This is a genomic window from Micromonospora sp. RB23 (genome assembly GCF_053585025.1).
In genome coordinates this window covers 3,016,290-3,031,034 of sequence record NZ_CM132111.1, presented here as the reverse complement: position 1 = coordinate 3,031,034, position 14,745 = coordinate 3,016,290, and the positions used below count along the sequence as shown (strand labels likewise).

Below are 14,745 nucleotides of genomic sequence, written 5' to 3'. Positions count from 1 at the left end.
TCTCTCAGATCTCTCGGGGCAACCCGGTCAGCTCACCCCCAGGCGGGCCAGCGGCTCGACCAGCTCCCGCTCCTCGTAGCTCAGGTGCGACAGCAGGGCGTCGGTCAGCAGGTTCACCGCGGCGCGCAGCTCGGCCAGCCCGTCCGGCGCGCCGACGTACGCCACCAGCGCCTTGTCGACGCCCTCCAACACCTCGTGGATGACGTGGTGCTCCTGCTCCAGCCGGTCGACGACCGAGCGCAGCCGCGGGTCGGCCTGCCGCAGTCGCGGAAAGAGCGCCTGGTCCTCGATGGTGTGGTGGGTGGTGACGATGCGGCAGTAGGACTCGCAGTACGCGCCCAACGTCCACCGGTTCTGCCGCATGGTCATCGTGTTGATCTGCGACCGCGCCGCGCCGGCGTCGATCTCGCCCGCCGCGACCTGCTCGATCAGGTCGTGGATCTGCGCCAGCTCGGCGCGCAGCCCGTCGTGCACCTGCACCAGGTGCTGGCCGGTGGCCTGCTCGTGGGCGGTGTAGGTGCGGGTGGGATCGGGCGTCGGCCCGGTGGGGCGGGCCGCCTCGTCCCAGACCTGCCGGTCGCTGAGCCGGCGGCCGTCGTCGGGCGTCGGCACCACCGCGAAGGCGCCGGCGCTCACCCGCGCCCGGGCCCGCGGCGCGGCGGGCGCGACGACCGCCGCCGGCTGCGTGTCCGCGAGGACCTCGGCGGGGGTACGCACCGACGCGGCGCCCCGGTCACGCTCGACCGCGACCAGTTCGCGCACGGCGGGGGCCACCTCCCCGGCGAACCGGCGCAGGTCGTCGGGGTCGTCGCTGGCCAGGATGAACGTGCCGATCCCCTCGCCCAACGCCAGTTCGGCCAGCTCCCGCGCCCACTGTTCGGCCGGCCCGTGCAGCGGGCCACGCCCCACCGTGGCGAAGGTGCCGGAGATGTTGAGCAGTCGGCGGACGTCGGCGGGTGAGCGGCCGGCCTCCTGGGCGGCGTCGTCGATGATCGTGTTGCCCCGGGCCAGGTCACCGGGTTCGAGGTAGCCCAGCGAGGGCAGCCACCCGTCGGCCCGACGACCGGTGAGCGCGAGCATGCGCGGCTTGTACGCCCCGAGCCAGATCGGCACCGCGTGGGCGGGGGCCGGGCCACGCTTCGCGCCGACCACCCGGTGGAACTCGCCGTCGACCCGCACACCCCCGCGTGCCTGGGCGTCCCACATCTGCCGGAGGACGTCGATGCCCTCCTCCAGCGCCCGTACGCCCTGCCCGGGGGTCAGCCGGCGGCCGCCCATCGCCTCGATGGCGTCCCAGAACGCGCCCGCGCCGAGGCCCAGCGCGACTCGGCCGCCGCTGAGCAGGTCGAGGCTGGCGACGCTGCGGGCGAGCACGGCCGGCGGGCGCAGCGGCAGGTTGGTGACGTTCGCCGACAGGTGCACCCGGTCGGTCCGGGCGGCGACGAAGGTCAGCAGCGTCCAGGTGTCCAGGAACCGTGGCTGGTACGGGTGGTCCTGGAAGGTGACCAGGTCCAAGCCGACCTGCTCGGCCAGGACGGCCAGCCCGACGGTGCGGTCGGGATCGTCGTTGCCGGGCGTGGTGAACGAGCCGAAGACCAGGTCGTGGCCGTAGTCGCTCATGTGCGAGCCTCCTGTCGTACGCGCCGCGTCGCGCGATGCGTCGTCACCTCAACCTTATGTCAGACAGAACATCTGCTGCCAACAAGGTCTGTGACTTCGGCTATCGTCGGGGTATGACGGGTGCCACCCACCGGCCGGACCGGCCCGATCCGCTCGACGACGATCTGGGCTGGATGCTGGGGATCGTCTTCCGCGGCTACGTCCGGGCGGCCGAGCACGTGCTGACCGATTTTCCCGGCGGCCCGCGCGGTTACCAGGTGCTCACCGCCTCGGTCACCGGTCCGGGCCGCAATCAGGGCGCGATCGCCGAGGAGTTGGGGATCGACCGCACGGTGCTGACGTACCTGATCGACGACCTCGAACGCCCCGGGTTCGTGGCCCGGCGGGCCGACCCGTCCGACCGGCGCAGCCGACTGGTGGACGTCACCGACGCCGGACGGGCGGCCTGGGAGCAGCGCCGCGAGGCGCTACGACGAGTGGAGACGCACCTGCTGGGGTCGCTCGCCCCGCAAGAGTCGGCAACCCTGCGAACTCTGCTGCAACGAGTCGCCTGCTCAACCCAGGCACTAGACCCCCTCCGCGACCTCTGCGAGGCGGTGACCGACCTCCACCCCACCCCACCCGCCGACCGGCGTTGATCAAGAGGTTCGCGTCACCGGAGGCCGGAATCCTGACGCGAACCTCTTGATCAACAGGGCCGGTTGGCGGGATCAGCGGACGTGCACGAACACCGGGTTCGAGTAGAACCAGAGGTCGTCCCACGGGCTCTCCAGCCCGTCCGCGAGGGGCTCGGCCTCGTCGGTGCTGGTGCCGCGCACGCGGGCGTACGTGTCGGCCTCGACGTTGCGCAGGGTGTGCCGGATGACGTAGTCGTGACCCTGGCGACGCCAGTCACGCGGGCCGAACCGGGCCACCACCTTCGTGGTGGGGTTGGTGTCGGCGTCGAGGTTGGCGCTCGGCCCGGTGATCTGCCCGACGATCAGGTCGACGCGGCGGACCTCGGGGCGGTCACCGTTGCCGTTGACGCCGTCCAGCGGGCGGAACCGGATCTCGATCTCGACATCGGTGCGGCTGCGTCGGTTGACCGTGATGGTCTCGCCGACCTCGGCCGTTTTGCCCTGCGACGTGGCGGTCACGTCCAGGGTGCGGATCAGGTCGCCGGTGGTCACCCAGATCCGGCCGTTACGCAGGCCGTCCATGATGTCGCCGTAGTCCTGGCGGGCGTACACGTAGGTCTTGCTGTACTCCCCCGGCCAGAAGTCCGAGCCGCCGCGCGTCCAGTGCACGTGCGAGTCGGACGTCGCGGTGATCCACCAGCGCCGGCCCTCGCCGAGGAGCGAGTCCCAGAGCCCACCGACCCGCGCGGTCATCTGGTCGAAGCCGCCGTAGGTGGGGTGGTTGCCGTACCCGCCGCGCTTGCCGCCGTTGAGCGGACCGGCCTGGTGTCCGGGCGCGCCCTCGAAGCCGATGTAGACGTCGGGCGCGGCGTTGTTGCCGTTGCGGAACTCGCGCGGGGTGTCCTGGCCGTAGACGCCGAGGCCGGTCGCCGATCGGGACGCGTGGTGGGCGATCACCAGCGGCTTGTGCGGCATCCCCCGGGCGACCTTGAGGAACTCCACCATCTTGGCCTCGGTGTCGCGGGCCGGGTCGGTGGGGAACGCGTCGTACTTGGCGAAGCGGCTCTCCAGCTCGAAGAGCTGCTTCGCCTCGTCGTCGTGGCGCGGGATCATCAGCGTGTGGTGGTCCAGCGAGGGCGCGTCGAACTCCATGCCCCAGAACTGGAGCACCTCGGGGACGAGCTTGCGGGAGCGCAGCAGGTCGGGGTACGCCTGCTCGATGTTGACCTTCGAGTGGGTCGGTCCACCGTGGTCGGTGCACATCGCCCAGGTCAGGCCGAAGTTCTTGGCCATGATGGCGTTGGTGACGATCGGGTAGACCGCGTCCGCGCCCTTGTGGAAGACGATCGGCGACTTCGTGGTGTCGAACTCGCCGCTGTACTCGGAGTGGACGTGGTGGTCACCCGCGCGCCACGACCGGTTCTTGACGCCGCCCCGGTCACCCGTGTCGTCGCCGGGCCGGCGCTCCTCGTCGGCCCACGCCGCGCCGCTGCCCACCAGCGGGCTCGCGGCGGCCAGCGTCGCGCCGACGCCCGCGTACTTGACCAGCTTGCGCCGCGACAACTGCGCGCGCTCGACCTCTTCGGCTTGCTTGTCTCTCACGTCAGAGCCTCTCCTCGATCAAGCGAATGCTCTTTCGATCAAGGAGCCTCGGAGAGGTCGGTGAACGCCCGCCCTACAGCGGGCGGGTACCCGGTGAACTCCCTGGCCGCGCCCGTTGAAAGGCGCGGCGGACGCGGCGGCGGGTGACGGCACGACAGCGAAGCGGCAGGATCAGGGCCGCTGCCGCTGCCGCTGCACCCGCGCCGACCCGGCGGTCGACGGCGTGGCGGGTGCCGTGACCACCGTCGGCGCGACGTCGACGGCGGGCAACACGGCCCGACCGGCGACCGGAAGGACCAGTTCGCTGCGCCCGAGGTCGACGCGGACGGTCGCGTCCCGGTCGTCGGCCATCGTGAACTCCGGGTCGCTCTGACCGAGCACCAGGCCGAGGACGTGCCCGGCCGGCACCACCGCGTCGTACGCGTTCAGCGGCACGGTCACCGTGTACCACCGGTCCGGCCGCAGCGGCGTGGTGAACCGCAGCGAGCGGTGGTGCGCGGCGTCGAGCCAGCCCCGGGCCAGCACCGCGTGGTCGGAGACCTCGCTGATCTCCTCGGTGTCGTGGTAGCAGGCGTCGTCGGCCTGCGTGGACGCGCCCCAGCAGGACTCGGTGTCCAACGTCCGCACCGCCCCGAACCAGCTCCGCTCGGCGGTGCCGTAGTCGACGAGGCGGGCGCTCAGCTCGGTGGTCGGCCGGTCCACCCGGACGCGCAGTCGCACCGACGCGCTCCCGGAGATCCGCAGCGCGGCGTCCAACGGGCCGGAGAGGAAGACCAGCCGGCCGGCGGTCGCGCTGCTCGGCTCGGCGACCACCTCGTCCTCGGTCAGCGACTCGTCGACGTACGCCCGCTCCTGGCCCGGCCGTGCGCCACGGCCGCCGAGGGTGCCGCTCACACCGTCGCCGAGCCCGAGGGGAACCCGCACGTCCCGCGCGCCGGGCGCCGGCCAGTCGCGCTGCGTCGTCCACCTGCCGGGGGCGGTCTCCAGGTCGACCCGTGGTTCGTCCATCACCCCGTTCGGCAACCCCTGCAACCAGTAGTCGAACCAGCGGTGCAGGGTCGCCACCCACTCGGCGCGTCGCACGTCGAACGGATCCTGGTGGCCGGCCTGGGAGAGCCACAGCTTGCGGGGTACGCCACGCTCCGCCAACTCCTGCCACCAGCGGGCGAACTGGTTCGTGGTGACGTTCAGATCGTTGAGACCGTGCGCCACGAAGACGCTGGCCCGTACCCGGTCGGCTGACGGTCGGTAGTCGCGCTGCGCCCAGAACCCGTTGTAGTCGCCGGTCTGCTCGGCGCTGTCCGCCCGCAACCGGGCGAGCATGGTCGCGCAGGCCTGCTCGGGCCGGCTGCTGACGTCCGAGTGGAGCCAGCCGGGATAGTCGGTCGACACCAGCGTCCCCTGGTAGCGCATGTAGTCGTACCAGCTTGAGATGGCCGAGACCGGCACGATGGTGGCCAGGCCCGGCACGCCCGTGGCGGCGACCCCGTTGGCGACGGAGCCGTCCCACGACTTGCCGATCATGCCGACCCGGCCGGTGCTCCAGCCGGCGTCGACCGGCCGCCCGTCGGCCGTGTACGCGCGCGCCCGGCCGTTGAGCCAGTCCACCACCGCCCTGGCGCTGCCCACCTCCACCGGACCGCCGACGTCCCCGCAGCCGGTCGAGCGCGCGGTGCCGGCGAGGTCCACGGCGGCGAAGGCGTACCCGCGCGGGACGAAGTAGTTGTCGTAGAACAGGGGCACCTTGGCGATCACGCCGGACGCGTCGTACGCCTTGAGCTCGCCCTCGTTGCCCCGGCCGCAACAGAGGTAGTAGGGCGACGCCTCCATGATGACCGGTACGCGGACCCCCGCGACGGCGGCCTCCCGCGGCCGGACGACGTCCACCGCGACCCGGTCGCGTACGCCGTCGCCGTCACTGTCGGTCCGGGTCTCGACCCAGACGCTCTCCCGGATCGCCCCGGCGTAGGAGTAGGCGGGCACCGTACCGGCGCCGACGACGTGGGGTGGGGTCGGACGGTGGCGGTCGGTCGGGTCGGCGGTGGCGGGAGCGGCGGTGAGCGCCGCGAACAGCAGGCCGGTCAGGGCGGCGGCGCTCCGTGCGCGGGTTCGGGCGATCGGCATCGGTGTCCTCCCCGGTACGACGCGTTGCCGATATTCCATCGCATCGATGCCTCTGTGCCCAGCGCCCACGGCGACGTGTCGTCGTCAGATTCGTGCGCGGGGTAGCCAGCCCAGGAATCGATGTCGTGCGCTGGGCAGGGGCAGCGTCGGCAGGTCCTGGGCGGCGGCGACGAGGCACGAGCCGAGGTAGACGGCGAGGGAGGCGCGCGCGCCGCCGAACTCTGCGAGCAGTTGGCTCTGCTTGGTCGCGCAGGGCCACTCCCGGCCGCACCCGGTACAGGTCCAGCTCGGCGGGCTGGGCAGGTGCTCGGGTAGCTTGGCGCGCCGGTAGCGGCCCACGACGCTGTTGTCCGCGCGGACGTCGCGGCGCCGGGGTTCGGGGCCCTTGTTGCGGTGCGCGGGCGGCCGGGCGGACGGCAGGTAGCGCCGGACGGTGCCCAGGAGCGCCCCGACGCGCACCAGGGCGTCCGGCCCGACGTGGTGGGCCAGCAACGCCGTGAGCAGGTAGTGCCCCAGCAGGTCGAACGAGTCGCGGTTGAGCCGCAGGTCGCGGCACAGGTCGACGAACTCGGGCGTGGTCAGCGGGACGCGGTCGTCGAGCGCGCGGCGCAGCACCTCCCGCAGCGCGACGCCGAGGCCCATCAGCGCGTCACCCTCGCCCAGTCCCAGGCTGTCCTCGTCCGCCACCCGCGCCAACGCCTCGGCCACCGCCAGTCGTACGACGCGGTCCGGATCGATACTGTCCAACGACTCACCCCCGCCTGTCGGCCGGATCTCCGGCTGTGGTCCGGACGCCGGGGACGCCCGGGAGATCATGAACAAGATTTCGCTGCCGCCAGCGGGAGGACTAGGACAGCCGGCGCAGGATCGCCGCACGCGATAGCCGGAAAGCGAAGCCGACTCGGCAATATCGCGGATTGACGGCGATGCGTGACCGGCTACCGTATGGTGGAATTCCCATGAATGGATATCTGATCTAGCGGGATTCTTCGCACGGCACTCCGGACGCCACCACCGCCGAACCCGGTCGGCATCGCGCAGCGATAACCAGCGCGTACGCCCAGCCACGTCCCGACACACCGCCGGCACTGGTCTCCACCCGGTGGTCTCTTCCCCGGACGGAGTCAGCGGATGACGTCACCAGTGCAGACCCGAGGATTCGACAGTCACGACCCCGAGGCCATCCACCGCTTCCTGGCCAGCACCTACACCCCTGACCTGCGCATCCGCGCCGGCGAGACGGGCTACCACCTCGTCCACCGGCGCGTCGACGCCGGGCCGTTCGCCCTCGCCACGACCGGCCAGAGCGCCCATCTCGACATCGAGGTGGACGACATCGACGGGCTGGTCGTCTGTCGTACCCGCAGCGCCCGGATCAACCGCACCTGCCAGGGGCTGGCCCACCGCATGGGACCCGGTGACGTGTTCCTCACCAACCGACCGGGTGAGCCGTTCGCCCTGCGCTGGGAGCCGGGTGAGGTGGAGCTCTGCGTCCTGGACCTCGGGGTGCTCACCCAGGTGGCGACCGCCGCTCCGGCCCGGCGGCCCGGCCCGATCCGGTTCACCGACCTGGGCCCCGTCGACGCGGCCCTCGCCCGGCAGTGGCGGCTGACCACCAGGTACGTGAACGACGTCGTCCTGAACAACCCGATCACCAGCGCCCAGCCGCTGGTGATCGGCAACGCCGCCCGCATGCTCGCCGCGGCGGCGCTCGCGATCTTCCCCAACACGGCGTTCACCGACGACACCGCTGGAGACCGCCACGACGCCACCACCGCGACCGTGCGTCGCGCCGTCGCCTTCATGGAGGAGAACGCCGACCGGGACATCAGCGCCGCCGACATCGCCAACGCCGCCGCGGTGTCCCTGCGCGCGGTGCAGCTCGCGTTCCGCCGGCACCTCGGCACCACTCCGATGGCGTACCTGCGCCGGATCCGACTCGACCGGGCGCACCACGACCTGATCCGGGCCGATCCGCGACGGGAGACCGTCTCGGCCATCGCCAGCCGCTGGGGGTTCGTCAGCCACAGCAGGTTCACCGCCCGGTACCACGCCAGCTACGGGGTGCCGCCCCGCGCGACGCTCCACGCCTGACGTGGCGGATGCCTTGTGACACGTCGTCGGACCGACGACAATCGATGCCGTGCCGCTCCGGGCGAGGATGGCCCCACCGGTGGCGGGTCTGCCGCTGGCGGGCCTGCTGCTCCTCGCCGCGTGCACCGCCCCGCCCGGGCCCGCCGGCGACCCGACCGGCGACACCCCGCCGGCGTCCGTCTCCCCCGCCGCCTTCGACAAGGCGCTGCACGACGAGTTGATCGCGATGCTGGAGCGCGACCAGGCCGACCGCGAGGGCACCCCACAAACCGAGTCCGACCAGGCGCGCACCACCCGCCTGAAGGAGATCATCCGTGCCCATGGCTGGCCGACCTTCGCTCTCGTGGGCGAGGACGGCGGCAACGCCGCCTGGGCCATCGTCCAGCACTCCGACCTGGACCCCGCCTTCCAACAGGAGGCGGTGGACCTGCTGCGCGCGGCCGTCGCCGCCCGCCAGGCGTCGCCGGGCAACCTCGCCTACCTCGAGGACCGGGTGGCGGTGGGCAAGGGCGAGCCCCAGGTGTACGGGACACAGATCCGCTGCGGGCCGGACGGTCCCGTCCCCGCGACCCCGATCAGGGACGAGCCGGGCGTCGAACGCCGCCGCGCCGGGGCCGGCCTGCCCACACTCGCGAGCTACCTCGCCGAGATGACGACGATCTGCGCCCAGGACACGAACTAGGCGGAGCCCGTCGGGCGCTCAGGGCCGCTCGCGCTCGCGGGCTGCCCGTACCTCGGGCACCGAGGCTTCCAGCAGGTCGGCGAGGCCGCGGAGCTGCTCGGCGACGCGGGCGCCGAGTGGGGTGAGCGTGTATTCGACGCGCGGCGGGATCGCGGTGAGCACCTCGCGGGTGAGCATCCCGTCGCGTTCCAGGGTCTGCAGGGTCTGCGAGAGCATCCGTTCGCTGACCCCCTCGATGCGCCGCCGGAGGGCGTTGAACCGGTAGCTGCCCTCGCCGAGCGCGAGCAGAGCGAGCGAGGCCCACTTCGACGTGACGTCCTCGAAGGCGGCACGGGAGGTGCAGCTGCGCGCGAAGACATCGCTCACGAATTCCTGGGTAGGCCCCGCCGGGTCCCGGGCCGGCACGTCGTTCACGTCACCAGCCTACCCGATACTTACTCAACGACTTGTGCTGTAGATTCGTAAGTGCTTACGAGTAGTCACCGCTTATCGGAGGTCCCCATGCCCACCTATGCCGTCACCGGCGCCACCGGCCGCCTCGGCCGTCTGGTGATCGAGCACCTGCTCGACGCCGGTGTGCCCGCCGCCGAGATCGCCGCCGTCGTCCGCAGCCCGCAGAAGGCCGCCGACCTGGCCGCGCGCGGCGTCGAGATCCGGCAGGCCGACTACGACGACCCCTCGACGCTGCCCGGCGCCGTGGCCGGCGTACGCCGCCTGCTGCTCATCTCCGGGGACACCCCCGGGCAACGGGTCCCCCAGCACACCGCCGTCATCGACGCCGCCCGGCTCGCCGGGGTCGAGCGCCTGGTCTACACCAGCATCCTGAAGGCCGACACGACCACGAACCCGCTCGCTCCCGAACACAAGGCCACCGAGGAGGTGCTGGCCGCGTCGGGCCTGCCGTACACGGTGCTGCGCAACGGCTGGTACACCGAGAACTACACCGACCAGCTTCCGCAGTACCTGGCGAGCGGCACCATCCTCGGCGCGACCGGCGGCAGCAAGGTCTCCGCCGCGCCCCGGACCGACTACGCGGCCGCCGCGGCGGCGGCGCTGACCCGGAACGAGGACGGCAACGCCGTCTACGAGTTGGGCGGCACCGCGTTCACCTTCGACGAGCTGGCCGACGCCGTCACCGAGGTCACCGGCACCACCGTCGTGCACCGCGACATGTCGGCCGCCGAACTGGCCTCCGCACTCCAGAACGTCGGGCTCGACGCCGGCACCGCCGGATTCGTGGCCGCTCTCGACCACTCGATCGCCATCGGCGAACTGGCCACCGACAGCGACGACCTCAGCCGGTTGATCGGTCGGCCCACGACGGGACTGCGCGACGCCGTCCGCGCCGCGCGCGCCTGACCGATCGCGGTCCGGCTTCGTCGCGTCGGCGGGCGACGGGGGCACGCCCTCCGTCGCCCGCCCGGTCAACCGGCGGACGACGGCGTCAGCAGGCCGGTCAGCAGGCTGCGCAGCGCCCGCTCGAAGAGGTCCGTCGGTGGCGTCGGCGGCCCGACCCGACCGAGGGCCGCGACGAGATGGGGGTACGCCCCGAGATCGACGCCCGCGAAGCTCGGTGACCCGGCCGCGGCCTCGCTGCGGGCGAACAGGCTCACCACACCGGTCAGCACGGCGATCGCCTCGAATTTCGCGGTGACGGCGCAGCGCACGGGTTCCAAGATCCGGATGCAGTTGTCGAACCAGGCCAGGCTCTCGGGGCCGACGCCCGACGGCCGTTGGATCACGTCCACCAGCCACGGGTGGGCGCGGAACAGGGCCAACTGCTGGCGGGCCACCAGCAGCATCTCGTCCGGCCAGTCGTCCTGCTCCGGCGGGTACGGCCGCAACTCCCCCACCACGCGGTCGGTCATGAGATCGAGCAGGTCGTCGCGGGACGACAAATACCGGTAGAGCGAACCGGCGCCGGTGCCGAGCGCGCCCGCGACGGCGCGCATCGACACCGCGGCGAGCCCTTCGGCGTCGGCCAGGGCGATCGCCGCCGCGACGATCGCCTCCCGGCTGTGCGTCGGCGCGGGGCCACGGGTTCCCCGTTCGGGTCGGGCCCAGATCGGCTGCCGGCTGGCCGCGCGGTCGCCGGACCTCCCCGCTGCGTCGGTCACCCCGTCACTCTAGAAGAGGTCACAGGGCTGGCCGCTCAGGCGCCGCGTGGCCGGCGCTCCTTACGCACTAGGGTGGTCGCCATGCTTCCGCGCCGCCACGACGACCGGATGTGGGCCCGCGCGGCGACCTCGGCACACACCGACCGATCGGCCGCCCGGTGAGCGGAACGTCCGCTCCCGCCCAGCGGGACGACCGGTCACGCCCCGACGGTCGCCCACCCACCGTGGCCGAGGCCTGCGCACGGCTCGCCCGCTCGCGGCCCTTCGAGGTCGGCATCGTCGTCGTCATCCTCGCCAACGGGATCGTGCTCGGTCTGGAGACGTACGAGGGGCTGTTCCCGGCGCCCGGCGCGCTGCACGGGCTGGAGCTGTTCTTCCGCGCCGTCTTCACCATCGAGATCGGCATCCGGTTGGCCGCGTACGGCCGGCGTCCACAGGACTTCTTCCGGCATGGTTGGAACGTCTTCGACTTCGTCGTGATCGCCGCCATCTTCGTTCCGGGCCTGCACGGCGACGCCGCGCTGCTGCGCGTGGTGCGGGTCGCCCGGATGGTCCGGCTGGTGCGGTTCTCGCCGGGCCTGCGGACCATCGTCGCCGCGTTGTGGCGCAGCCTGCCGGGCGTCACCGGCTTCCTCGCGTTGGCCGTGGTGACGCTCTACGTGTACGGGATGGCCGGCTGGCTGATCTTCGGCGACCGGTATCCCGACGAGTACGGGGACATCGGCCGGTCGTTGCTGACGCTGTTCGTGCTGCTGTCGCTGGAGACGCTGCCGGACCTGATCGAGCAGGGTCTGGCCATCTCGCCGTGGACGCTGCTCTACTACGTCAGCTACGTGGTGATCACCGTCAACCTGCTGCTCAACATCCTCATCGCGGTCATCGTGAACTCCATGGAGGAGGCCCGTCGGCTGGAGATGACCGAGCGCCTGGCCCCCGGCTACGACGAGGACGGTGACGGCATACCCGACGAGGTGGACCGCATCGCGCTCACCCAGCGACTGGACGACCTGCGCGCGGTCATCGGCGAGTTGGAGCGGGAGTTGAGGATCGACCGGGAGGAGCCGCACGGCCGGCCGCACCGCGTCCAGGCCCGCTCCGAACGGTGACCCGCGCCCGTCCGCACGCGTAGCGTGGAACCGCCATGGACACCGATCCCGCCGCGGTCCGCGCGGACCTTCTCCGGCGACGCGACGAGACCACCGTCGAGATCGCCGCGCTGGAGGGCGACCTGCGGAGCCTGTTCGAGGCGTCCCGGTCGTCGAACGCCGACGACGAACACGACCCCGAGGGCAGCACGATCGCCTTCGAACGCGCACAACTCAGCGCCGTCCTGGACGCGGCCCGTCGACGCCGCGCCGAACTGGACGAGGCCCTGATCCGGGTCGCCGCGGGCAGTTACGGCACCTGTGAACGGTGCTCCGGCCCCATCCCGGCCGAACGGCTCGCCGCCCGCCCGTCGGCGCGTACCTGCGTCGCCTGCGCCAGCCGGCGGTGACGGTGGTGGCGGCCGCGGACCCGGTTGCCGGCGGACGTCGCGGGGTCGGCCGCGGCCGGCCGCGTCGACGGCTCCCGGTCAGTCGACGGTGGGGCTGCGGCGTTCCAACAGCACGACGTCACGCCAGCGGTCGTGGTGGCGGCCGATCCGCTCGCGTACGCCGATGGCACGGAACCCGGCCCGGCGGTGCAGGGCCAGGCTGGCGGTGTTCTCGGGGAAGATGCCGGACTGGATCGTCCAGATGCCGGCGTCCTCGGTCGAGGTGATCAGCGCGTCGAGCAGCAGCCGGCCGACCCCGCGCCCCTGAGCCGCCGGGTCGACGTAGACGGAGTGCTCGACGACGCCGGCGTAGACCGGGCGGCGCGACGTGGGCGTGGCGGCGACCCAGCCGAGGACGAGGCCGTCGGCGACCGCCACGAACCGGTGCGCGGCGAGCCGGCTGGCGTCGAACTCCGCCCAGGTCGGCGCGGTGACCTCGAAGCTGGCGTCCCCGCCGTCGAGGCCGAGCTGGTAGATCGCCAGGACGCGGTCGGCGTCGCCGGGACTCATCGGTCGCAGGGTCGTCTCGGCCACGGGTCGGGCTCCGATCTGGTACGTCGCGCACGTCCCTCGACGGTGTCGTGGGTCTGTCCTATCAGACAGTTGTACCGTGCGGGGGCACCGGCTTCCCGCCGTGCTCACCGGCGTCCCGCACGTGCTGCGCCCGCCCACCGAAAGATGTGATGTATCGATTCGATGGTGGCGGCCCGTCACGTCGGCTCGACCAGCCGGAAATTCGAACGTCGAACCTTCCCCGCAACTCGCAGGTTCCCTTACCGCAACCGGACCGCAGCGGCGTGAGCCGTCGTGAGCCACCACCGCCGTCCACCACGGAGTGGACAATGAAACGTTGGATGTCTATGCGTACGGACCCATTGGCGTCGTTGACGCATCCAAACCGCCCTCCGTATACTCCGAATGATCATCTGATCTTTAGCCGAGCCGGGCGAGGAGCGCATGCCGCAGATCACTGGCGTCACCGTCGAGGACGTCCGCTTTCCCACCTCGCTGACCGCTGACGGGTCCGACGCCATGAACAAGGACGGCGACTACTCGGCGGCCTACGTCATCCTGCACACCGACGGCGTCGACGGCGCCGGCGTGCCGCTGGCCGGTCACGGCCTCACCTTCACCATCGGTCGGGGCAACGACATCGTCGTGGCGGCGGCGGCCCACCAGGCCCACCGCCTGGTGGGCCTGGACGTCGCCACGATGGCGGCCGACATGGGCGCGGTCTACCGCATGCTCACGTCCGACACCCAACTGCGCTGGCTCGGCCCGGAGAAGGGCGTCGTCCACCTGTCCCTTGCGGCCGTGCTGAACGCCGCCTGGGACCTGGTGGCGCGACTGGCCGACAAGCCGCTGTGGCGGCTGCTCACCGACATGTCCCCCGAGCAACTCGTGGACATCGCGGACCTGCGCTACCTGTCCGACGCGCTGACCCGGGACGAGGCGCTGGCCATCCTGCGGGCCCAGCAGAGCACCAAGGCCGACCGCCTGGCCGAGCTGGGGCGTACCGGTTACCCGGCCTACACCACCTCGGCGGGCTGGCTCGGGTACGGCGACGACAAGCTGCGCCGGCTGTGCCAGGAGGCCGTCGACTCCGGCTACGGCTACGTCAAGCTCAAGGTGGGCGCCGATCTCGACGACGACATCCGCCGGTGCACCATCGCCCGCGAGATCCTCGGTCCGGACCGCAACCTGATGCTCGACGCCAACCAGGTGTGGGACGTCGACCAGGCCATCGAGTGGGTCAACGCGCTGGCCCGTTTCGCGCCACTGTGGATCGAAGAGCCGACGAGTCCGGACGACATCCTCGGCCACGCGGCCGTACGCCGCGCGGTTGCTCCGGTCGGCGTCGCCACCGGCGAGCACTGCCACAACCGGGTGATGTTCAAGCAGTTGTTCCAGGCCGAGGCCATCGACTTCTGCCAGTTGGACACCGGCCGGCTGGCCAGCATCAACGAGATCGTCGCGGTGCTGCTGCTCGCGGCGAAGTTCGGCGTTCCGGTGTGCCCGCACGCCGGCGGCGTCGGGCTCTGCGAGATGGTCCAGCACGTGTCGGTGCTCGACTACGTCGCGGTCTCGGGGGATCTCACCGGCCGCGTCACCGAGTTCGTCGACCACCTGCACGAGCACTTCACCGATCCGTGTGTCATCCGGGACACCGGGTGGGGCAGCGGGTACGTCCTGCCCGACACGCCCGGCTACTCCACCCGCATGCACCCCGAGTCGATCGAACGGTACCGGTTCCCGGACGGTCGCTACTGGGCCTCGACCGAGACGGCTACCGTGTCATCTCCGGAGCCGTACGTGATCGCGGGTGGAGCGGCCACCCCCGCCGGCCGCTAGGAG

14 protein-coding genes are annotated in these 14,745 nt (G+C 72.0%); 7 read left to right on the top strand and 7 right to left on the bottom strand.

Annotated elements, in window-relative coordinates; all coding sequences use genetic code 11:
• Positions 1–27: 27 nt before the first annotated feature.
• Positions 28–1,620, bottom strand: a complete 1,593-nt coding sequence (locus ACTFTM_RS13800) for an LLM class flavin-dependent oxidoreductase (RefSeq protein ID WP_449566166.1) — start codon at positions 1,618–1,620, stop codon at positions 28–30.
• 113 nt (positions 1,621–1,733) lie between these two features.
• Here ACTFTM_RS13800 and ACTFTM_RS13795 point away from each other — a divergent pair, with 113 nt between their 5' ends.
• Complete coding sequence (locus ACTFTM_RS13795; protein ID WP_449566165.1) at positions 1,734–2,258, top strand: MarR family winged helix-turn-helix transcriptional regulator; 525 nt, start codon at positions 1,734–1,736, stop codon at positions 2,256–2,258.
• Positions 2,259–2,330: 72 nt separating this feature from the next.
• Here ACTFTM_RS13795 and ACTFTM_RS13790 read toward each other — a convergent pair whose 3' ends face one another.
• The 3 genes from ACTFTM_RS13790 to ACTFTM_RS13780 form a co-directional block, all read right to left on the bottom strand.
• A complete protein-coding gene (locus ACTFTM_RS13790) occupies positions 2,331–3,839 on the bottom strand; it encodes a phosphoesterase (protein WP_449566164.1) in 1,509 nt (502 codons plus the stop codon).
• A gap of 171 nt (positions 3,840–4,010) precedes the next feature.
• Positions 4,011–5,963, bottom strand: coding sequence for a Xaa-Pro dipeptidyl-peptidase (locus ACTFTM_RS13785; protein WP_449566163.1), 1,953 nt, complete (start codon positions 5,961–5,963; stop codon positions 4,011–4,013).
• Between the two features lie 84 nt (positions 5,964–6,047).
• Complete coding sequence (locus ACTFTM_RS13780) at positions 6,048–6,710, bottom strand: hypothetical protein (RefSeq protein WP_449566162.1); 663 nt, start codon at positions 6,708–6,710, stop codon at positions 6,048–6,050.
• Between the two features lie 384 nt (positions 6,711–7,094).
• Here ACTFTM_RS13780 and ACTFTM_RS13775 point away from each other — a divergent pair, with 384 nt between their 5' ends.
• Complete coding sequence (locus ACTFTM_RS13775) at positions 7,095–8,057, top strand: helix-turn-helix transcriptional regulator (protein WP_449566161.1); 963 nt, start codon at positions 7,095–7,097, stop codon at positions 8,055–8,057.
• A gap of 49 nt (positions 8,058–8,106) precedes the next feature.
• Entirely contained in the window at positions 8,107–8,739 is a 633-nt protein-coding gene (locus tag ACTFTM_RS13770; RefSeq protein ID WP_449566160.1) for a DUF6624 domain-containing protein, read from the top strand.
• Positions 8,740–8,757: 18 nt separating this feature from the next.
• Here the strand turns inward: ACTFTM_RS13770 and ACTFTM_RS13765 are convergent, their stop codons facing one another.
• Positions 8,758–9,153: a winged helix-turn-helix transcriptional regulator gene (locus tag ACTFTM_RS13765; RefSeq protein WP_449566159.1), complete on the bottom strand. Its 396-nt coding sequence runs from the start codon at positions 9,151–9,153 to the stop codon at positions 8,758–8,760.
• Positions 9,154–9,240: 87 nt separating this feature from the next.
• On the opposite strand from ACTFTM_RS13765, the gene ACTFTM_RS13760 reads away from it, so the two are divergent.
• Positions 9,241–10,098 carry an SDR family oxidoreductase gene (locus tag ACTFTM_RS13760; protein WP_449566158.1) on the top strand — a complete coding sequence of 286 codons (858 nt, stop codon included), beginning with the start codon at positions 9,241–9,243 and terminating at the stop codon, positions 10,096–10,098.
• A 65-nt stretch (positions 10,099–10,163) separates the two neighbouring features.
• Here ACTFTM_RS13760 and ACTFTM_RS13755 read toward each other — a convergent pair whose 3' ends face one another.
• Entirely contained in the window at positions 10,164–10,856 is a 693-nt protein-coding gene (locus ACTFTM_RS13755; RefSeq protein ID WP_449566157.1) for a TetR/AcrR family transcriptional regulator, read from the bottom strand.
• Positions 10,857–11,014: 158 nt separating this feature from the next.
• On the opposite strand from ACTFTM_RS13755, the gene ACTFTM_RS13750 reads away from it, so the two are divergent.
• Both ACTFTM_RS13750 and ACTFTM_RS13745 read left to right on the top strand, forming a co-directional pair.
• Positions 11,015–11,962: an ion transporter gene (locus ACTFTM_RS13750; RefSeq protein WP_449566156.1), complete on the top strand. Its 948-nt coding sequence runs from the start codon at positions 11,015–11,017 to the stop codon at positions 11,960–11,962.
• A 35-nt stretch (positions 11,963–11,997) separates the two neighbouring features.
• The gene (locus tag ACTFTM_RS13745; RefSeq protein ID WP_449566155.1) at positions 11,998–12,351 is read left to right on the top strand and encodes a TraR/DksA family transcriptional regulator; all 354 of its coding nucleotides are present in this window, start codon (positions 11,998–12,000) and stop codon (positions 12,349–12,351) included.
• A gap of 78 nt (positions 12,352–12,429) precedes the next feature.
• Here ACTFTM_RS13745 and ACTFTM_RS13740 read toward each other — a convergent pair whose 3' ends face one another.
• A complete protein-coding gene (locus ACTFTM_RS13740) occupies positions 12,430–12,924 on the bottom strand; it encodes an N-acetyltransferase family protein (protein WP_449566154.1) in 495 nt (164 codons plus the stop codon).
• 423 nt (positions 12,925–13,347) lie between these two features.
• Between ACTFTM_RS13740 and ACTFTM_RS13735 the strand changes: the two genes are divergently transcribed.
• Positions 13,348–14,742: an enolase C-terminal domain-like protein gene (locus tag ACTFTM_RS13735; protein WP_449566153.1), complete on the top strand. Its 1,395-nt coding sequence runs from the start codon at positions 13,348–13,350 to the stop codon at positions 14,740–14,742.
• The last annotated feature ends 3 nt before the right edge of the window (positions 14,743–14,745 follow it).

Excerpts from the sequence above, each read along its gene's own strand:
- ACTFTM_RS13800 (WP_449566166.1), bottom strand. The coding sequence starts at position 1,620 with ATGAGCGACTACGGCCACGACCTGGTCTTCGGCTCGTTCACCACGCCC.
- ACTFTM_RS13795 (WP_449566165.1), top strand. The coding sequence starts at position 1,734 with ATGACGGGTGCCACCCACCGGCCGGACCGGCCCGATCCGCTCGACGAC.
- ACTFTM_RS13785 (WP_449566163.1), bottom strand. The coding sequence starts at position 5,963 with ATGCCGATCGCCCGAACCCGCGCACGGAGCGCCGCCGCCCTGACCGGC.
- ACTFTM_RS13775 (WP_449566161.1), top strand. The coding sequence starts at position 7,095 with ATGACGTCACCAGTGCAGACCCGAGGATTCGACAGTCACGACCCCGAG.
- ACTFTM_RS13760 (WP_449566158.1), top strand. The coding sequence starts at position 9,241 with ATGCCCACCTATGCCGTCACCGGCGCCACCGGCCGCCTCGGCCGTCTG.
- ACTFTM_RS13745 (WP_449566155.1), top strand. The coding sequence starts at position 11,998 with ATGGACACCGATCCCGCCGCGGTCCGCGCGGACCTTCTCCGGCGACGC.
- ACTFTM_RS13735 (WP_449566153.1), top strand. The coding sequence starts at position 13,348 with ATGCCGCAGATCACTGGCGTCACCGTCGAGGACGTCCGCTTTCCCACC.